20 protein-coding genes and 1 pseudogene are annotated in these 16616 nt (G+C 67.2%); 10 read left to right on the top strand and 11 right to left on the bottom strand.

Translation table 11 applies throughout. The annotated features are described in order from the left end of the window. Positions 1 to 3: 3 nt before the first annotated feature. From rnk to ABKS89_RS29195, 4 genes are all read right to left on the bottom strand, one after another. Positions 4 to 408: a nucleoside diphosphate kinase regulator gene (gene rnk, locus ABKS89_RS29180; RefSeq protein ID WP_081515196.1), complete on the bottom strand. Its 405-nt coding sequence runs from the start codon at positions 406 to 408 to the stop codon at positions 4 to 6. A 181-nt stretch (positions 409 to 589) separates the two neighbouring features. Then, positions 590 to 796: a DUF1289 domain-containing protein gene (locus ABKS89_RS29185; protein WP_138213699.1), complete on the bottom strand. Its 207-nt coding sequence runs from the start codon at positions 794 to 796 to the stop codon at positions 590 to 592. After that, positions 774 to 1109: an iron donor protein CyaY gene (gene cyaY / locus ABKS89_RS29190; RefSeq protein WP_024762102.1), complete on the bottom strand. Its 336-nt coding sequence runs from the start codon at positions 1107 to 1109 to the stop codon at positions 774 to 776. Before cyaY ends, ABKS89_RS29185 begins: the two co-directional genes overlap by 23 nt. After that, complete coding sequence (locus tag ABKS89_RS29195; RefSeq protein ID WP_081515194.1) at positions 1106 to 2167, bottom strand: AraC family transcriptional regulator; 1062 nt, start codon at positions 2165 to 2167, stop codon at positions 1106 to 1108. The genes cyaY and ABKS89_RS29195 overlap by 4 nt, the downstream gene beginning before the upstream one ends. 153 nt (positions 2168 to 2320) lie before the next feature. Between ABKS89_RS29195 and lptM the strand changes: the two genes are divergently transcribed. The 6 genes and pseudogenes from lptM to ABKS89_RS29225 all read left to right on the top strand — a co-directional run bounded on the left by lptM (position 2321) and on the right by ABKS89_RS29225 (position 5969). Next, the gene (gene lptM / locus ABKS89_RS29200) at positions 2321 to 2461 is read left to right on the top strand and encodes an LPS translocon maturation chaperone LptM (protein WP_081515193.1); all 141 of its coding nucleotides are present in this window, start codon (positions 2321 to 2323) and stop codon (positions 2459 to 2461) included. Positions 2462 to 2552: 91 nt separating this feature from the next. Then, positions 2553 to 2783 (top strand): annotated as a pseudogene (locus tag ABKS89_RS29205) (diaminopimelate decarboxylase); the annotation flags it as partial. 13 nt (positions 2784 to 2796) lie between these two features. After that, a complete protein-coding gene (dapF, locus tag ABKS89_RS29210; RefSeq protein ID WP_138213698.1) occupies positions 2797 to 3627 on the top strand; it encodes a diaminopimelate epimerase in 831 nt (276 codons plus the stop codon). An 11-nt stretch (positions 3628 to 3638) separates the two neighbouring features. Then, positions 3639 to 4340: a DUF484 family protein gene (locus ABKS89_RS29215; RefSeq protein WP_081515190.1), complete on the top strand. Its 702-nt coding sequence runs from the start codon at positions 3639 to 3641 to the stop codon at positions 4338 to 4340. A gap of 34 nt (positions 4341 to 4374) precedes the next feature. Continuing rightward, positions 4375 to 5280 (top strand): tyrosine recombinase XerC, encoded by a 906-nt coding sequence (gene xerC / locus ABKS89_RS29220; protein WP_348588523.1) that lies wholly within the window; start codon positions 4375 to 4377, stop codon positions 5278 to 5280. Further along, entirely contained in the window at positions 5277 to 5969 is a 693-nt protein-coding gene (locus ABKS89_RS29225) for an HAD family hydrolase (RefSeq protein WP_348588524.1), read from the top strand. Before xerC ends, ABKS89_RS29225 begins: the two co-directional genes overlap by 4 nt. Positions 5970 to 6128: 159 nt before the next feature. On the opposite strand, the gene sutA is transcribed toward ABKS89_RS29225, so the two are convergent. From sutA to glnK, 4 genes are all read right to left on the bottom strand, one after another. Beyond that, positions 6129 to 6461 (bottom strand): transcriptional regulator SutA, encoded by a 333-nt coding sequence (gene sutA / locus ABKS89_RS29230; RefSeq protein ID WP_045215410.1) that lies wholly within the window; start codon positions 6459 to 6461, stop codon positions 6129 to 6131. A gap of 78 nt (positions 6462 to 6539) precedes the next feature. Then, positions 6540 to 6965, bottom strand: coding sequence for a secondary thiamine-phosphate synthase enzyme YjbQ (locus tag ABKS89_RS29235; protein ID WP_138213695.1), 426 nt, complete (start codon positions 6963 to 6965; stop codon positions 6540 to 6542). A 107-nt stretch (positions 6966 to 7072) separates the two neighbouring features. Beyond that, positions 7073 to 8407 (bottom strand): ammonium transporter, encoded by a 1335-nt coding sequence (locus tag ABKS89_RS29240; RefSeq protein WP_138213694.1) that lies wholly within the window; start codon positions 8405 to 8407, stop codon positions 7073 to 7075. A 41-nt stretch (positions 8408 to 8448) separates the two neighbouring features. After that, positions 8449 to 8787: a P-II family nitrogen regulator gene (gene glnK, locus ABKS89_RS29245; RefSeq protein WP_003457590.1), complete on the bottom strand. Its 339-nt coding sequence runs from the start codon at positions 8785 to 8787 to the stop codon at positions 8449 to 8451. A gap of 403 nt (positions 8788 to 9190) precedes the next feature. Between glnK and ABKS89_RS29250 the strand changes: the two genes are divergently transcribed. Together ABKS89_RS29250 and ABKS89_RS29255 are read left to right on the top strand one after the other, a co-directional pair. Continuing rightward, positions 9191 to 9472, top strand: coding sequence for an accessory factor UbiK family protein (locus ABKS89_RS29250; RefSeq protein ID WP_138213693.1), 282 nt, complete (start codon positions 9191 to 9193; stop codon positions 9470 to 9472). A gap of 39 nt (positions 9473 to 9511) precedes the next feature. Then, the gene (locus tag ABKS89_RS29255; RefSeq protein ID WP_348588525.1) at positions 9512 to 11002 is read left to right on the top strand and encodes a YifB family Mg chelatase-like AAA ATPase; all 1491 of its coding nucleotides are present in this window, start codon (positions 9512 to 9514) and stop codon (positions 11000 to 11002) included. Here the strand turns inward: ABKS89_RS29255 and ABKS89_RS29260 are convergent. Beyond that, on the bottom strand, positions 10999 to 11487 hold the full coding sequence (locus ABKS89_RS29260) for a RidA family protein (protein WP_348588526.1): 489 nt from the start codon (positions 11485 to 11487) through the stop codon (positions 10999 to 11001). The genes ABKS89_RS29255 and ABKS89_RS29260 overlap by 4 nt on opposite strands. Positions 11488 to 11515: 28 nt before the next feature. Next, on the bottom strand, positions 11516 to 11746 hold the full coding sequence (locus ABKS89_RS29265) for a DUF1127 domain-containing protein (RefSeq protein ID WP_138217074.1): 231 nt from the start codon (positions 11744 to 11746) through the stop codon (positions 11516 to 11518). A 185-nt stretch (positions 11747 to 11931) separates the two neighbouring features. On the opposite strand from ABKS89_RS29265, the gene ABKS89_RS29270 reads away from it, so the two are divergent. Together ABKS89_RS29270 and ABKS89_RS29275 are read left to right on the top strand one after the other, a co-directional pair. Continuing rightward, complete coding sequence (locus ABKS89_RS29270) at positions 11932 to 13380, top strand: aminotransferase-like domain-containing protein (RefSeq protein WP_348588527.1); 1449 nt, start codon at positions 11932 to 11934, stop codon at positions 13378 to 13380. Positions 13381 to 13462: 82 nt separating this feature from the next. Next, positions 13463 to 14266, top strand: coding sequence for a prolipoprotein diacylglyceryl transferase family protein (locus tag ABKS89_RS29275; RefSeq protein WP_348588528.1), 804 nt, complete (start codon positions 13463 to 13465; stop codon positions 14264 to 14266). Positions 14267 to 14279: 13 nt separating this feature from the next. On the opposite strand, the gene ABKS89_RS29280 is transcribed toward ABKS89_RS29275, so the two are convergent. Then, positions 14280 to 16256, bottom strand: a complete 1977-nt coding sequence (locus tag ABKS89_RS29280) for a methyl-accepting chemotaxis protein (protein ID WP_348588529.1) — start codon at positions 16254 to 16256, stop codon at positions 14280 to 14282. Positions 16257 to 16616 lie beyond the last annotated feature (360 nt).

Raw genomic sequence — 16616 nt, forward strand, 5'->3', positions numbered from 1 at the left:
AACTCAGCGATCGAAGTCGCCGGCCGCTTCGGGCTGGTATTCCACTTCCAGCAGGGTCAGCTTCAGCGTCTTGCCGCTGGGTACCGGCCAGTCGATGCTCTGGCCGGTGGTCAGGCCGAGCAGCGCAGTGCCTACCGGAGCAAGAATCGAAACCTTGCCTTCACCGCCGACGCCGGCCGGGTAGACCAGGGTCAGGTGGTATTCCTTGCCGCTGCCTTCCTCGCGGCAGCGCACGGTGGAGTTCATCGTGACCACGCCCGGCGGTATCTCGTCGTGGCCGACCACCGTGGCGCGGGCCAGCTCGGCCTCCAGCGCCTCGGCCGCGGGGCCGTACTCATCCAGGCTGTCGAGCATGCGCTCCAGACGTTGCAGGTCGAGTCGAGTCACGGTGATGGGTGTCGTGGTCATGATGGTTGGCAGTCTCCTTACAGGAGAGCCCCGGACGCTCACGCGTTCGGGGCCCTGGGTGTTCTGGCAGTAATGACGTTCGGGAATCGAACGTCATGAAATCCGAAAAAAGAAAAACCCCGCCCAAGGCGGGGTTTTTCTGGACACTAACACAGCACAGAAAATAAGCAACACCGACCAGTCACCACTTGGGCCGCTGGTTGTTTCGGCGCTTTTCGCAGTCCGCCAGGATCGCCAGGCGCCGCTCGCCGTCGGCCTCGTTCCACTCCAGGATCTCGCCCAGGGTGCGCCCGCAGCCGACGCAGATGTCCGCGTCGTCCAGGCAGCAGCGTCGGCAGCAGGGCGAGGCGACGCTCGCCTGCGGTTCAGATGCCGGGGAAGTCGACATCCTCGCCTGCCTGCTCCAGGGTTGCGCGATTGAGCAGCGCGCCCAGTGGTTCGCGAGTGCTATCGCAGATCCACAGCGAGCCAGATTCGTCGTAGTCGAAGTGGAAGCCGCCGGAGCGAGCCGCCACCCACAGCTGGCGCAGCGCCGGCTGGCGGCTGAGGATCAGCTGGGTGCCATTCTCGAAGCGCACGGTCAGCACGCCGCTGGAGTTTTCCAGGTCCAGGTCCAGGTCGCTGTCGTCGAAGGCGTCCTCCACCGTTACCTGTACGGCGTCCACCAGGTCATGGAAGCGGGCTTCGCTCAAAGTGCTCATGCATCGTCCTCGGGATCAGTCAAAGGCACCAGTTTACGCCGGTATTCGCCCAGACTCTGCCCCGTCCAGCGCCGGAATGCGCGGGCGAGCGAGCCGGCTTCGCTGAAGCCGAGCAGGTAGGCGATGTCGGCGGTGTCCAGCGCCGGGTCGCGCAGGTAGTGCAGCACCAGTTGCTGGCGGGTTTCATCCACCAGCTGGCTGAACGACAGGCCGGTGTCGCGCAGCCGCCGCTGCAGGGTGCGCGGGCTCAGCGCCAGGGTCTGCGACAGGCGCTCCAGATCCGCGCCCTGCTCCGGCAACTGGCGCGCCAGCTCCAGGCGCGCGCGGTCGAGCACGGTGTCGCCCTTGTTGATTTCCACCAGCAGACGTTCGGCGTAGGCATCCAGCGTGCGCTGCACCTGGGCATCGGCCTGGCCGAGCGGTAGCGAAAGCAGGCGTCTGGGGAAGACCAGGGCGTTGTCCGGCTGATCGAACAGCACCGGGCAGCGGAAGATGCGCTCGTGCTCGCTGACATCTGCCGGGGCGCTATGGCTGAAGCGCACCTCGAACGGCACCTCGTCCACGCCGCTGACCCAGTGGCCGAAACTGACCCAGCCGGCCAGCGTCTCTTCGCTCATCTGTCTTTGCTGTTGCGGCAGCAGCGGCTCCCAGCTGTGCTTCACCAGCGCCTCGCAGCCGGCGCGCGGCGGCTCGTCGGCCAGCTCGACGCGGCCCAGGTTGCCTACCAGCGAGGCATAGCGCGCCTGCCGGTGCAGGGCGTCGGAGAGGGTCGCGCAACTCATGATCAGGTAACCGAGCACGCCGTAGTAGCCGGGCCGCACCGCCTCGCCCAGGTGCAGGCCGAGGTTGTCGTCGCCGCTCAGGCGCACGCCGGCGCCCACCAGCTCCAGGTAGGCGCTGGCGGCGATGCGCTGGTCGCGCTGGGCAAGGATCGAAGGCTCCAGGTGCACCGTCGCCAGCAACTGCGCCGGGTCCACGCCCTGGCGCTGCAGATGCTCCACAAGGCCCTGCAGGTAGGCCACCGACACCGAACTGGGCAGGGGATCGCGATAGTCCATCAGGCATTCCATTTTTTGCCCGCCATCATAGGGCCACCGGCCCTTTCGGCGCGAGCCGCAAGCCCCGCCGGGCGGGAGTCCGCTTGAATAGGCAAGCCGGCGGGGGGTCGGTATACTCCGGACCCATTGACGCTTTATTACAAGGATTCCGCCATGAAGCGACTGCTGCTTCCCTTCGTCGCGCTCGCCGTCTTCACCGCCGCGCTGGCCGGCTGTGGCCAGAAAGGCCCGCTGTACCTGCCGGACGACCAGAAGGCCAAGAGCGAGCACAGCAAGGACCGCTACGGTCTCTGAGGGCGTTCCCATGGACGCCTTCGACGTCCGCGACGGGCAACTGTTCGCGGCAGACGTGCCGTCGCCGGCAACCGCCGGGCGCTTCGGCATGCCGCAAAGCGGTAACGGCGACTTCCTCGCCCGACTCCGCAACCCCGTCCGCGAAGAAGGCGGCCTGCTGGCCGTGCGTTCGGCCGGCGCCTATGGTTTCGTCATGAATTCCAACTACAACACCCGGGGCCGCGCCGCCGAGGTGCTGGTGGATAGCTCGGCCGCGCACTGGGTGCGTCGCCACGGAACACGACCAGAGCTGTTCGCCGGCGAAAGCCTGCTGCCGGACTGAGGCCGAGACGACGATGCTTCTGCGCTTTACCAAGATGCATGGGCTGGGCAATGACTTCATGGTCCTGGACCTGGTCAGCCAGCACGCCCATGTGCAACCACGCCACGTCAAACAGTGGGGCGACCGCAATTTCGGGGTCGGCTTCGATCAACTGCTGATCGTCGAGCCGCCGAGCACGCCGGACGCCGATTTCCGCTACCGCATCTTCAACTGCGACGGCACTGAGGTCGAACAGTGCGGCAACGGCGCGCGCTGCTTCGCCCGTTTCGTGGTCGACAAGCGCCTGACCGCGAAAAAGACCATCCGCGTGGAAACCAAGGGCGGCATGATCGAACTGACCATCGCCAACGACGGCCAGGTCATCGTCGACATGGGCCCGCCGCGCCTGCAACCCGAGCAGGTGCCGTTCCAGGCCGGTGCTGAAGCGCTGAGCTACTCCCTCGAAGTGGATGGCCAGAGCTACGAGTTGGCGGCCATCTCCATGGGCAACCCGCACGGCGTGCTGCGCGTGGATGACGTGGACAGCGCTCCGGTGCGCACCCTGGGGCCGAAACTGGAAATCCACGAAAGCTTCCCGCAGAAGGCCAACATCGGCTTCCTGCAGATCGTCAATCCGCACCAGGCGCGCCTGCGCGTCTGGGAACGCGGCGCCGGCGAGACACTGGCCTGCGGCACCGGCGCCTGCGCTGCCGCCGTTGCCGGCATCCGCCAGGGCTGGCTGCAATCGCCGGTACAGATCGACCTTCCCGGCGGACGGTTGTCCATCGAGTGGGCAGGACCGGGTCAGCCCGTTATGATGACCGGGCCCGCCGTGCGGGTGTTCGAAGGCCAGGTACGTCTATAACCGGGACGCTTATGACCGATACTCCGCAGGACCCCACCGTTACGCTCGAAGCCGAACAGGTCGCCGACTATCTTCGCCGGCACCCTGAATTCTTCGTCGATCATGACGAGCTGATCCCGGAGATGCGCATTCCGCACCAGCCGGGCGACGCCGTGTCGCTGGTGGAGCGCCAGGTCCGCCTGCTGCGCGAGCGCAACATCGAGATGCGCCATCGGCTGTCGCAGCTGATGGACGTGGCCCGCGACAACGACCGCCTGTTCGACAAGACCCGCCGCCTGGTGCTCGACCTGCTCGACGCCACCAGCCTCGAGGAAATCGTCAGCACCACGGAAGACAGCCTGCGCCACGAGTTCCTCGTGCCCTACGTCAGCCTGATCCTGTTCAGCGACAACAACCTGCCGGTGGGCCGTTCGGTGAGCAGCGCCGAGGCGCACCAGGCCATCGGCGGCCTGCTGTCGGGCGGCAAGACCGTCTGCGGCGTGCTGCGCCCCCACGAGCTGGCCTTCCTGTTCTGCGAAAGCGAACGCGAGCAGGTCGGCTCCGCCGCCGTGGTGCCGCTGACCTTCCAGGGCCTGCACGGCGTATTGGCGATCGGCAGCCCCGATCCGCAGCACTACAAGAGCTCGCTGGGCACGCTGTTCCTGGGCTACGTCGCCGAAGTCCTCGCGCGGACCCTGCCGCGCTTCTCCACGCCACTGCGCTCGGTACGCTGATCCCGCCGGGCCTTCACCGCTGGGAGCTGATCGCTTGTCGCTCGAAGCCGATCTGGATGCCTACCTGGAACACCTGCGCAGCGAGCGCCAGGTGTCCGTCCATACCCTCGATGGCTATCGCCGCGACCTGCTGCGCCTCGCCGCGCTCTGCGAAAAATCCTCGCTGAACGAGTGGCCCGCGCTGCAGGTGCGCGACCTGCGCATGTTCGTCGCCCGCCTGCACCAGCAGGGCCTTGCCAGCCGCAGCCTGGCGCGCCTGCTGTCGGCCACCCGCGGGCTGTACCAGTACCTGATCCGCGAAGGCCGTTGCCGGCACAACCCCGCCGACGGACTCGCCGCGCCCAAGGGCGCTCGCAAGCTGCCGCGTACGCTGGATACCGACCGAACCGCGCAACTGCTCGACGGCGGCGTCGAGGACGACTTCATCGCCCGCCGCGACCAGGCACTGCTGGAGCTGTTCTATTCCTCAGGCCTGCGCCTCTCCGAACTGGTCGGCCTCGACCTGGAGTGGCTGGACCTCAAGGACGGTCTGGTGCGCGTGCACGGCAAGGGCAACAAGGTGCGCGAGCTGCCGGTCGGCCACGCCGCGCGGCAGGCCATCGAGAACTGGCTGCCGCTGCGGGCCCTCGCCTCGCCACAGGACAACGCAGTGTTCATCGGCCGCAGCGGCAAGCGCCTGACGCCCCGCGCGATCCAGTTGCGCGTGCGCGAAGCCGGCGTGCGCGAACTGGGCCAGCACCTGCATCCGCACATGCTGCGGCACTCCTTCGCCAGTCATATGCTGGAGTCTTCCCAGGACCTGCGCGCGGTGCAGGAGCTGCTCGGCCACGCCGATATCGCCACCACGCAGATCTACACCCACCTGGACTTCCAGCACCTCGCCACGGTCTATGACCAGGCGCACCCACGGGCACGCCGTAAACCCGGAGCAGAAGAATGAGTATCCGTCTGGTCACCTTCGACCTCGATGACACGCTGTGGGACGTTGCCCCGGTGATGAACAGCGCGGAAGCCACCCTGCGCGACTGGCTGGCAGTGAACGCCACACGGTTGGGCCCGGTGCCCATCGAACACCTGTGGGCGATCCGCTCGCGGCTGATGGAGCAGGACCCGATGCTCCGGCACCGACTGAGCGAACTGCGCCGCCGCATCCTGTACCACGCCCTGCTCGACGCGGGTTATCCACAGGCCGAGGCCAGCGACCTGGCCGAGGCCGGGTTTCAGACCTTCCTTCACGCGCGGCACCAGGTGGCGCTGTTCCCCGAGGTGCACCCGACCCTGGAGCAACTGGCCAACCGTTTCATCCTCGGCGTGCTCACCAACGGCAACGCCGACGTGCGCCGCCTGGGCCTGGCCGATTACTTCCAGTTCGCCCTCTGCGCGGAAGAGCTGGGCGTCGGCAAACCCGACCCGCATCCCTTCCAGGAAGCGCTCAAGCGCGGCGGCGTTGCGGCGGAACACGCCGTGCACATCGGCGACCACCCCAGCGATGACATCGCCGGCGCGCGGCGCGCGGGCATGAAGGCGATCTGGTTCAACCCGGCGCGCAAGGCGTGGGATGGTGAAGAGGCGCCCAGCGCGATCATCCACAACCTGTCCGAGCTGCCGGGCGTGCTGGCAAAACTCTGACTCCGGCCGCCCTGTAGGAGCGCGCCATGCGCGCGATCGCGGGCATGGCCCGCTCCTACAGGGCGCCAGTCGCAAGCATAGAAATTGCGCAACAAACAGACATGAAAAAGCCCCGCCGCTCCTCTCGGAGCGGCGGGGCTTTTCGACTCGCGTCAGATATCAGATAGGGCGGCTGCCGTATTTGCTATCCGGTTTCTTGGGCGGGTCGGCCACGACGTTCGGCTCGATCTCCTGCACCTTGCCGCCGCGAGTGAGGAATTCCTCCATCGCACGGGCCAGTGCATCACGATCCTTCTGCTTGGCTTCGACCGAGGGCAGTTCCTCTTCTTCCGCAGCGGCCTTGGCTTTCTTGCCACCGCCCTTGGGAGAAGGGGCTTCATCCCCATCGCCGCTGTCTGCTTCGGCGTCGCTGTCGTCCGCTGCGGCGAGTTCCTCGCCATCGTCCTCGTCAGCGCCGTCCAGCTCGTCCTGTTCCAGTTCTTCGTCGCTCATTGTTCAACCTCTGTGGTGCTGCAAAGCACGTTAGTTATAGCCCAGCTGCGCGCTTTGACGAACGCCGCCGGAAAAAATTCATACAAGCTCGCCCTGCCAGGTCGCCACTATGCTGCGCGGGCCGCCGTGGTCACGGTGCTCGCCCAGATAGATACCTTGCCAGGTGCCCATTGCCAAGCCTCCCCCCTGTATCGGCAGCGTCAGCTGACAGCCCAGCAGGCTCGACTTGAAATGCGCCGGAAGGTCGTCCGGACCTTCGTAGTCATGTTCATAGCCGCTCTCGCCCTGGGGCACCAGGCGATTGAAGAATCGCTCGAAATCGCGGCGCACCGAGGGGTCGGCATTCTCGTTCACCGTCAGCGAGGCGGAGGTGTGCTGCAACAGCAGGTGCAGCAGGCCGACCCGGCACTTCGACAACTCCGGCAACGCGGCCAGGATCTCGTCGGTGATCAGGTGGAAACCTCGCGGGCGAGGGCGCAGGGTGATGGTCTTCTGCTGCCACATGGCGGGCAATCCTTCCGTCGCTAACGGTGATGCGCGCGCATTCTAGCGTGCTGATCGAAAAAACAAAGGGCGCCCGAGGGCGCCCTTCGTCGAACTTGCGCGAACCGTTACAGGTTGTAGCCGCGCTCGTTGTGCAGGGAGAGGTCCAGACCCACGGTTTCCTCTTCCTCGGAGACGCGCAGGCCCATGACCAGGTCCAGGACCTTGAGGATCACGAAGCTGACGATACCGGTGTAGACGATGGTGAAGGCCACGCCCTTGAACTGGGTGAACAGCTGCGCGCCGATATCGGTCACGGTGCCGAAGCCGCCCAGTGCCGGGGCTGCGAACACGCCGGTGAGCAGGGCGCCGACGATACCGCCGACAGCGTGCACGCCGAAGGCGTCCAGGGAGTCGTCGTAACCGACAGCACGCTTGAGCGTAGTGGCAGCGAAGAAGCAGATCACGCCAGCGGACAGACCGATGACGATGGCGCCCATCGGGCCGCAGGTACCGGCAGCCGGGGTGATGGCGACCAGACCGGCAACCACGCCGGATGCGATGCCCAGGGCGCTCGGCTTACCGTGGGTGATCCACTCGGCGAACATCCAGCCCAAGGCGGCGGCGGCAGTGGCGATCTGGGTGACCAGCATGGCCATGCCGGCGGTGCCGTTGGCGGCAGCAGCGGAACCGGCGTTGAAGCCGAACCAGCCGATCCACAGCAGGGCGGCGCCGATCAGGGTGTAGCCCAGGTTGTGCGGGGCCATGGCAGCGGTCGGGTAGCCCTTGCGCTTGCCGAGGACGATGCACGCCACCAGGCCAGCGATACCGGCGTTGATGTGCACCACGGTGCCGCCGGCGAAGTCCAGCACGCCCCAGTCCCACAGCAGGCCGCCGTCACCGCTCCAGACCATGTGGGCGATCGGTGCGTAGACCAGGGTGAACCACAGTGCGGTGAAGATCAGCATGGCCGAGAACTTCATGCGTTCGGCGAAGGCGCCGACGATCAGGGCCGGGGTGATGATCGCGAAGGTCATCTGGAACATCACGAAGACGCTCTCAGGGAACAGCGCGGCGGCGGAAGTCAGGCCGCTGGTGGTCAGGCCGCTGAGGAAGGCCTTGTCCAGTCCGCCGACGAAGGAAGCGAAGTTGACCACGCCCTTTTCCATACCGACGGTATCGAAGGCCAGGCTGTAGCCGTAGACGACCCAGAGGATGCTGATCAGCGCGGTGATCGCGAAGCACTGCATCATGATCGACAGGACGTTCTTGGCGCGCACCATGCCGCCGTAGAACAGCGCCAGGCCAGGGATGGTCATCAGCAGCACCAGGGCGCTGGAAATCAGCATCCAGGCGGTGTCGCCGCTGTTCAGGACGGGGGCCGCAGCCTCGTCGGCCAAGGCCAGACCGGGCATTGCGAGGGGCAATAGGGCGCCTAGCCCTGCGTATTTGCGCAGAGTCATTGTTGTTTCTCCTGGGGCGTGGGGTTCGGTGTGGGCTTGGCTTAGATCGCGTCGGTGCCGGTTTCGCCGGTACGGATACGAATGGCCTGTTCCAGATTTACGACAAAGATCTTGCCGTCACCGATCTTCCCGGTGTTGGCGGCCTTGGTGATGGCTTCGATAACACGATCCAGCTGGTCATCGGCGATGGCGACGTCGATCTTCACCTTCGGCAGGAAATCGACAACGTATTCCGCGCCACGGTACAGCTCGGTGTGACCCTTCTGCCGGCCGAAGCCTTTGACTTCGGTCACAGTGATGCCCTGCACGCCGATCTCGGACAGCGACTCACGAACGTCGTCCAGCTTGAACGGCTTGATGATGGCTGTGACTAGCTTCATGTAACTCTCTCCCGTGTTTTGGTGGACCCGCCCCAGGAAGAACGAACCCGGAGACAAGTCTAAGCGCAGTGTCTGGCTTTTGTAATGCGCCGGCCGCCCTACCTCAGCACTCCGACTGCCTTGATCGAAGCAATCCACCGCCTCGCCTGCCGCACCGGAACTGCATCGGTGCACGCCATATCTGCCCCAAAGCATGAAGCTTGCCAGTTCGTGAAAATGCCCGTGGCATCAGGCACTTGGCCTGAAACGGGGCTTTCTGGCGAATCGCCAGCGCCGCTCTGGCGCACCGAAAGCGCGCACGCAGAGCGGGCACACTGCTCAAAAAGCGTGCAACCCGGCGCGCCGCAGCCAGCGCTGGCTGCGTGATAGACTGCGCTCTGATTCAATCCGGAACCCATGAACCATGCTGCCGCCCAAAGCCTTCCTCGATGCCATCAGCCAACAAGCCGGACGCCTGTTCGGTGGCGAATCGCCCCTGCCGAAGGCCGAGCTGGAAGCCCAGTTCAAGGTTCTGATGCAGAGCGCCTTCAGCAAGCTCGACCTGGTCAGCCGCGACGAATTCGACAGCCAGATGGTCGTCCTCGCGCGCACCCGCGCCCGCCTCGAAGCACTGGAAGCGAAGGTCGCGGAGATGGAAGCCAGGCTCTCGCCCGCCGACACCACCGCCCCCGCCGCCTCAGAATAAGTCCCGCCTGGCGGGCGGCATGGAATCCAGGAGTGATCCATGTCCCTCGCCATCGTCCATAGCCGCGCCCAGGTCGGCGTGGAAGCGCCCGGCGTCACCGTCGAGGCGCACCTCGCCAACGGCCTGCCGTCACTGACCCTGGTCGGCCTGCCCGAAGGCGCCGTGAAGGAGAGCAAGGACCGCGTGCGTAGCGCCCTGCTCAACTCGGGCTTCGACTTCCCCAACCGCAGAATCACCCTCAACCTCGCCCCGGCCGACCTGCCCAAAGACGGCGGGCGCTTCGACCTAGCCATTGCCCTGGGCATCCTCGCCGCCAGCGGCCAGTTGGCCGACGCCGCCGGACTGGATGGTCTGGAATGCCTGGGCGAACTGGCGCTCTCCGGCACGCTGCGACCGGTACCCGGCGTGTTACCTGCCGCGCTGGCAGCCCGTACTGCCGGGCGCGCGCTGTTGGTGCCGAAGGAGAACGCAGAGGAAGCCAGCCTCGCCAGCGGCCTGACCGTCTACGCCGTCGGCCACCTGCTGGAGCTGGCCGCGCACTTCAGCGGCCAGGAGCGCCTGCGCCCCTACGAGGCCAACGGCCTGCTGCGCGCCACGCCGCCCTACCCCGACCTCGCCGAAGTGCAAGGCCAGGCCGCCGCCAAGCGCGCGCTGCTGGTGGCCGCTGCCGGCGCGCACAACCTGCTGTTCAGTGGGCCGCCCGGCACCGGCAAGACCCTGCTCGCCAGCCGCCTGCCCGGCCTGATGCCGCCGCTGGATGAAGACGAAGCGCTGCAGGTCGCGGCGATCCATTCCGTGGCCGGGCGCGGGCCGCTGACCCACTGGCCGCAACGCCCATTCCGGCAACCCCACCACACCGCGTCCGCGCCCGCACTGGTGGGAGGCGGCAGCCGCCCGCAGCCAGGGGAAATCACCCTGGCGCACGAAGGCGTGCTGTTTCTCGACGAGCTGCCGGAATTCGATCGGAAGGTACTGGAGGTGCTGCGCGAGCCGCTCGAAGGCGGCGAGATCGTCATCGCCCGCGCAAACGGCCGCGTGCGCTTCCCGGCGCGCTTCCAGCTGGTGGCGGCGATGAACCCCTGCCCCTGTGGCTATCTGGGCGACCCCAGCGGCCGTTGCCGCTGCTCGCCGGAGCAGATCCAGCGCTACCGGGCCAAGCTCTCCGGGCCGCTTCTGGACCGCATCGACCTGCACCTCACCGTCAGCCGCGAAAGCACCAGCCTCGCGCCCAGCGGGCCGAGTACCAGCAGTGCCGAGCTGGCTGTACAGGTCGCCGCCGCACGCCAGCGCCAGCTCGCCCGGCAGGGTTGCGCCAACGCCTTTCTGACCCTGAAGAAGATGCACCAATACTGTGCATTGACCCCGGAAGACCAAGCCTGGCTGGAGAAGGCCGGCGAGCGCCTGAACCTGTCACTGCGCGCCCTGCACCGGATTCTCAAGGTCGCGCGCACCCTCGCCGACCTGCAGCAGGCGGACAGCATCGCCCGCCCGCACCTGGCCGAAGCCCTGCAGTACCGCGCGGGGCACTAGCCCGGCAGGTCCTGCGTGACGGCAAGGAGGTTCAGCTCCACCGTCGCGTTCTTCGGCAACTGGTAGACGCCGACCGAAGTGCGCGTGTGAACACCAGCCGCGCCCAGCACCTCATACAGCACCGCCGAGGCACCGTCGGCCACCTCGCTCTGCTGCGTAAAGTGCTCCGCCGACTGCACGAACACATTGAGCTGCAGCACCTTGCGCACACAGTCGAGGTCGCCCAGCGCCTGCCGCAGCAGCGCCAGCGCCCGCATCACGCAGACCTTCGCGGCCAGCTGGGCGTCGGCCAGCGACACCTCGCTGCCCGCCCGGCCGGTGACGACGACCACATCACCCACCCGTGGAATCTGCCCACTGAGGTGCACCTGGTTTCCGTCGATGAGGAAGGGCACGTAGTTGCCGCCGATCTTCATTTCCCCGCTGAAGTCGTAGCCGAGTTCGGCGGCGATCCTTTCGAACGCAGCAGCGCGCGTCTCGCTCATAAACACTCCCTGATTGGTCAGTTTCTGATCAGCAGCGCCAGAACGGCCGCATCGCCTCTATCCGCGCCTGCTCGCGGGTGACGCCGATATCCTTCAGCTGCGCATCGGACAGCTCCAGCAGCTGCTTGCGGGTACGCACGCGGCGCCAGAACTGCTGCCAGCGGCTTTCCTGCGGGGCGCGCGGAGCTTCGCGCACGCCGGGAATCTCCAGCAGTTCCTGTTGGTAAAGGGTCAGCCGCACATCGCTCAGGCCGCTCATGTCGTCACTCCTCCAGTCGAACACTTTCGAACATGGGACTAGCGTGACGAATCGGCGGAAATCATTACAGATTCAACGCGGTTAAGTTTTTTCCATACAGACTCGAGCGAAATCCTTCTGAATGGCGTATTTTCTGCCGATCTGTACTGCATTCCGCCGAGTCTGTCCCACACGGGAGATCTGTCATGAAACGCTACGCGCAGCTGGCCGCCACCCTCGGCGACCGCATCGAGCAGGGCCTGTACCGTCCCGGCGACCGCCTGCCCTCGGTGCGCGCGCTAAGCGAGGAGCACGGCGTCAGCATCAGCACCGTGCAGCAGGCCTACCGCGTGCTGGAGGACTCCGGGCTGGTGGAGCCCAGGCCGAAGTCCGGCTACTTCGTACCCGAACGCCGCGAGCTGCCGCCGATGCCGGCCATGACCCGCCCGGCGCAACGGCCGGTGGATGTGTCGCAGTGGGACCAGGTGCTGGAGCAGGTGCGCCGCGCGCCCGGCGGCGATTTCGTTCAGCTCGGGCGCGGCACACCGGACATCGCCAGCCCGTCGCTCAAGCCGCTGCAGCGGGCGATGGTGCACGCCGCGCGCCGCACCGACCTGCAGAGCCTCGGCTACGAAGGCATCCAGGGCTCGCTGCCGCTGCGCGAGCAGATCGCCCGGCTGATGCTGGATTCCGGCTGCCAGGTGCCGCCCAGCGAGATCGTCATCACCACCGGCTGCCAGGAGGCGCTGGCCATTACCCTGCGCGCCATCTGCGAGCCGGGCGACATCATCGCCATCGACTCGCCGAGCTTCCACGGCGCCATGCAGGCGCTCAAGGCGTATGGCCTGAAGGCGCTGGAAATCCCCACCGACCCCACCAATGGCATCAGCCTGGAGGCGCTGGAACTGGCCATGGAACAGTGGCCGGTGAAGCTCATCCTGCTCACCCCCAACTGCAATAACCCGCTGGGCTACATCATGCCCGACGCCCGCAAGCGCGCCCTGCTCACACTGGCGGCGCGCTATGACGTGCCGATCCTCGAGGACGATGTCTACGGCGAACTGGCCTACGCCTACCCGCGGCCGCGCAGCATCAAGTCCTTCGACACCGACGACCGCGTGCTGCTGGCCAGTTCGTTCTCCAAGACGGTGGCGCCCGGTCTGCGCACAGGCTGGGTGGTACCGGGGCGCTACCTGGACCGCATCCTCCACTTCAAGTACATCGCCAGCGGCACCTGCGCGCCGCAACCGCAGATGGCCCTGGCCGAGTTCATCGGCGGCGGCCACTACGAGCCGCACATCCGTCGCATGCGCGCGCAGTACCAGCGCCACCGCGACCTGATGACCGAATGGGTCGGCCGCTACTTCCCCGAAGGTGCGCGGGTGACCCGGCCGCGTGGCGGCTTCATGCTCTGGGTCGAGTTCGACCCGCTGTTCGACAGCGTGCGACTGAACCAGGAGCTGCGCCGCGACAACGTGCAGGTGGCGGCGGGCAACATCTTTTCCGCCTCGGGCAAGTACCGCAACTGCATCCGCATGAACTACTCGAACCGCGACCTGGCGGTGATCGAGGATGCCGTGCGCAAGGTCGGCGCCTGCGCCCGGCGGCTGACCGCCGAGCTGCGCGAGCAGCAGGCCGAGCCGCTGCCGGCCTGAGGCGAAACATTTATCCACAGCCCGGCGCTGCCCCGTGGCCGCGCCCTGCTGTACCTTGGTTTCCTTTTGCCAGGCACCCGCTTTGACCAGTCTCACCCTCGGCCCGCTGGCCCTTCCCCTGCCCCACGTGCTGCTCTACCTCGGCTTCTTCGGCGCCCTGCTGGCCGGCTGGCTGGCCGGGCGCAAGCGCGGCGCCAACCCCGAAGGCGCGCTGTTCGCCATGCTCCTCGGCGGCCTGCTGGTGGCGCGGCTGGCCTTCGTCGCACGCTACTTCGAGCAATACGCGACAACGCCGCTGAGCATCGTGGATATCCGCGATGGCGGCTTTCTCGCCCTGCCGGGAGTGATCGCCGCCGCACTGATCGGCGCGCTGCTGGCCTGGAAGCGGACAGAGCTTCGCCGCCCGCTGGCCATCGCGGCCGTGGTCGGTGTGTGCCTGTGGGGTGGCGGCAAGGCCGTGACCTCGGCGCTGGACCGCAGCCAGCAGATTCCCGAACTCACCGTGATGGACCTGCGCGGTGCCGCCGTGGACCTGCGCGCGCTGGATGGCCGGCCCATGGTGGTGAACCTCTGGGCCACCTGGTGCCCGCCGTGCCGGCGCGAGATGCCGGTGCTGGAGGCCGCTCAGCAACAGCGCAGCGATGTGCGCTTCCTTCTGGTCAACCAGGGCGAGAACGCCGAGGCCGTGCAGCGTTTCCTGCGCGACCAGGGCCTGAGCGAAGCGGCGGTGCTGCTCGACAGCGGCAACCGTCTCGGCCAGGCCACCGGCTCCTACGGCATGCCCACCACGCTGTTCTACGACGCCCAGGGGCGCCTGAAGCACAGCCAGATGGGCGAGCTGTCCGCCGCCAGCCTGGAGTACGGGCTGGGCCAGCTCAAGGACTGACCCGCCCGGCGCTTCAGCGGAAGCGTCCGACCTCGTCGCGCAGGCCGGCGGCCAGGCTGTCCAGCTCGCGCACGGTCTGCGCCAGATCGGCCACCACCTGACGCTGCTCGCTGTTGGCCTGGGCGATGCCCTGCAGGTTGCTGCTGAGCAGGGTCGCGGTGCGGCTCTGCTCCTGGGTCGCGGTGGTGATGGCGGCGAACTGCTCGCCGGCCGCACTGCTCTGCTGGGAGATTTCCGCCAGTGCCGCAGCGACCTTCTCGTTCAGCGCCAGCCCGTGCTGCATCAGCTGGCTGCCCTGCTCGATGGTCTCGGTGGCGCTGCCGGTGTCCTGCTGGATGGCGCCGATCATCTGCGAGATTTCCGTGGTGGCGGCCTGGGTGCGCGCCGCCAGGCTGCGCACTTCATCGGCAACCACGGCAAAACCGCGCCCCTGCTCGCCGGCACGGGCGGCCTCGATGGCGGCGTTGAGCGCCAACAGGTTGGTCTGCTCGGCAATCGAAGTGATCACCCCGACGATGCTGCCGATCTCCTGGGAGCGCGTGCCGAGGCGGTTCACCCGCTCCACGGTCTGCTGCAGCGCGCCGGCGATCTGCGCCAGCGAGGCAGAGGCATCGTCCATGGAGTGCAGGCCGATGCGCGTCTGCCGGGTGTTCTCGCTGGCCATGCGTTCGGTGCTGCGCATGTTGTCGGCGATGTCCATCGAGGTGGCGCTGAACTCTTCCACCGCGCCGGCCATGCTGTTGATCTCGCCGGACTGCTGCTCCATGCCGGCGTACGCGCCGCTGGACAGGCCCGACAGCGAACGTGAGCAATGCCCCACTTCCTCCGCCGCGCCGCGCACCCGCGAGACCATGCTGGAGAGCGCTTCGCCCATCTGGTTGAAGCTGCGCGCCAGGTCGCCGATCTCGTCATGACTGGCAACCGACAGGCGCGCGCCCAGGTCGCCGGCGCCCAGCGCATGGGCCTGGCGCACCAGGTCACCCAGCGGGCGCAGGCGGCGCTGCAGCAGCCAGGTGGTGGCGATCACCGCCAGCAGCATGGCGATCAGGCTGCCCATGGCCAGTTGGCCACCGACGCGCCAGGTCACCGCGCGGATCTCGTCCTTGGGCATGCTTGCGACGACGGTCCAGGGGCCGCCGGCGAAGGGTTGCGCCACGCTGTAGAAGTCGTCCTGGCTGTCGCTCCAGAAGCGGCCGCGGCCGGGGCTGTCCAGCAGGCTGGCGAGGCTGTCGGCGACGCGTTCGGGGTTGCGCGCGCCGGCCGGCGGCACCAGCCAGTGGTGCTGTTCATCCAGCAGCGCCAGCGAGCCGCCCTGACCGAGGCGGAAGCGGCCGAGGTTGTCGAACTGGCGCTTCTGCGCGTCGGTGTAGTCGAAGCCGACGAACAGCACGGCGATCACCCGCCCGCTGCCATCGCGCACCGGGGTGTACTGGGTCATGTAGAAGCGATCGAACAGCAGCGCGCGGCCGACGTAGCTTTCGCCGCGCATCAGCAGCGGGTAGGCCGGGCTGTTGTGGTCGAGCACGGTGCCCATGGCGCGGCTGCCGTCCTGCTTCATCAGCGAGGTGGTGATGCGCACGAAGTCGTCGCCATCGCGCACGAACACGGTGGCGACACCGGCGGTGAGCTGGCGGAATTCGTCGACCAGGGTGAAGTCGCCGTTCAGGCGGGTGTCGCCCAGGTACAGCGCCGGGGCTTGCAGCGCGGCGACCGGCACGCGCTCATCGGTGTGCGCTTTCAGGCCAGCGGCGAAGCGCTTCTCGAACAGGCCGGCGAGGCGCTGGGTGCTCTCGCGCAGGGTGCCGTGGAAGGTTTCCAGCTGGTCCGCCAGCAGGCGCGCTTCGCTGGCGAGGTGTTCTTCGCGGGTGGTCAGGGTAGCGCTGTCTAACGAGCGCAAGGCAAACAGCGTGCTGCCGCTGATCAACAGGATCAGGAGCACGGCCAGGGCCATCGCCAACTGCAGGGCGATGCGGGATCGGGGCTGGTTCATTTTTCTGCTTCTGCACGCAACGGCGGGCCGTCGCCCGTTGTTCGAGGAGCGGCCTGCTTCGGTTCGAGGGGAGTGCCGGCGTGGTTCGCCGGTCTGCACAGGCTATCGGCGGCGCGTGACAATACTTGAGTCATTCACCCGGATTTGGCTTGGGCCGGGGGCTCCAGCGCTCACCTGTAGGCGCGCGCCATGCGCGCGATCGCGGGCATGGCCCGCTCCTACAGTGTGAATCCGGAGTCAGTCCGCAGGATGGTGTGGAGCGCAGGACCGTAGGGCGCATAACCCGGAACGGGTTATCCGCCGCATGCGCGACGGCTACCAGAGCAGCCGGGAGCACGACGTAGGATGGCGTGGAGCGCA

The sequence above is a fragment of the Pseudomonas sp. LABIM340 genome, from assembly GCF_040017195.2.
GTDB lineage: Bacteria > Pseudomonadota > Gammaproteobacteria > Pseudomonadales > Pseudomonadaceae > Pseudomonas.

Coding starts and splice junctions, on each gene's coding strand:
- glnK (WP_003457590.1), bottom strand. CDS start 8,787: ATGAAGCTAGTCACAGCCATCATCAAGCCGTTCAAGCTGGACGACGTT.
- sutA (WP_045215410.1), bottom strand. CDS start 6,461: ATGAGCGACGAAGAACTGGAACAGGACGAGCTGGACGGCGCTGACGAG.
- rnk (WP_081515196.1), bottom strand. CDS start 408: ATGACCACGACACCCATCACCGTGACTCGACTCGACCTGCAACGTCTG.
- ABKS89_RS29250 (WP_138213693.1), top strand. CDS start 9,191: ATGCTGCCGCCCAAAGCCTTCCTCGATGCCATCAGCCAACAAGCCGGA.
- ABKS89_RS29215 (WP_081515190.1), top strand. CDS start 3,639: ATGACCGATACTCCGCAGGACCCCACCGTTACGCTCGAAGCCGAACAG.
- ABKS89_RS29255 (WP_348588525.1), top strand. CDS start 9,512: ATGTCCCTCGCCATCGTCCATAGCCGCGCCCAGGTCGGCGTGGAAGCG.
- dapF (WP_138213698.1), top strand. CDS start 2,797: ATGCTTCTGCGCTTTACCAAGATGCATGGGCTGGGCAATGACTTCATG.
- cyaY (WP_024762102.1), bottom strand. CDS start 1,109: ATGAGCACTTTGAGCGAAGCCCGCTTCCATGACCTGGTGGACGCCGTA.
- ABKS89_RS29265 (WP_138217074.1), bottom strand. CDS start 11,746: ATGAGCGGCCTGAGCGATGTGCGGCTGACCCTTTACCAACAGGAACTG.
- ABKS89_RS29280 (WP_348588529.1), bottom strand. CDS start 16,256: ATGAACCAGCCCCGATCCCGCATCGCCCTGCAGTTGGCGATGGCCCTG.
- ABKS89_RS29260 (WP_348588526.1), bottom strand. CDS start 11,487: ATGAGCGAGACGCGCGCTGCTGCGTTCGAAAGGATCGCCGCCGAACTC.
- lptM (WP_081515193.1), top strand. CDS start 2,321: ATGAAGCGACTGCTGCTTCCCTTCGTCGCGCTCGCCGTCTTCACCGCC.
- ABKS89_RS29225 (WP_348588524.1), top strand. CDS start 5,277: ATGAGTATCCGTCTGGTCACCTTCGACCTCGATGACACGCTGTGGGAC.
- ABKS89_RS29185 (WP_138213699.1), bottom strand. CDS start 796: ATGTCGACTTCCCCGGCATCTGAACCGCAGGCGAGCGTCGCCTCGCCC.
- ABKS89_RS29195 (WP_081515194.1), bottom strand. CDS start 2,167: ATGGACTATCGCGATCCCCTGCCCAGTTCGGTGTCGGTGGCCTACCTG.
- ABKS89_RS29235 (WP_138213695.1), bottom strand. CDS start 6,965: ATGTGGCAGCAGAAGACCATCACCCTGCGCCCTCGCCCGCGAGGTTTC.
- ABKS89_RS29240 (WP_138213694.1), bottom strand. CDS start 8,407: ATGACTCTGCGCAAATACGCAGGGCTAGGCGCCCTATTGCCCCTCGCA.
- ABKS89_RS29270 (WP_348588527.1), top strand. CDS start 11,932: ATGAAACGCTACGCGCAGCTGGCCGCCACCCTCGGCGACCGCATCGAG.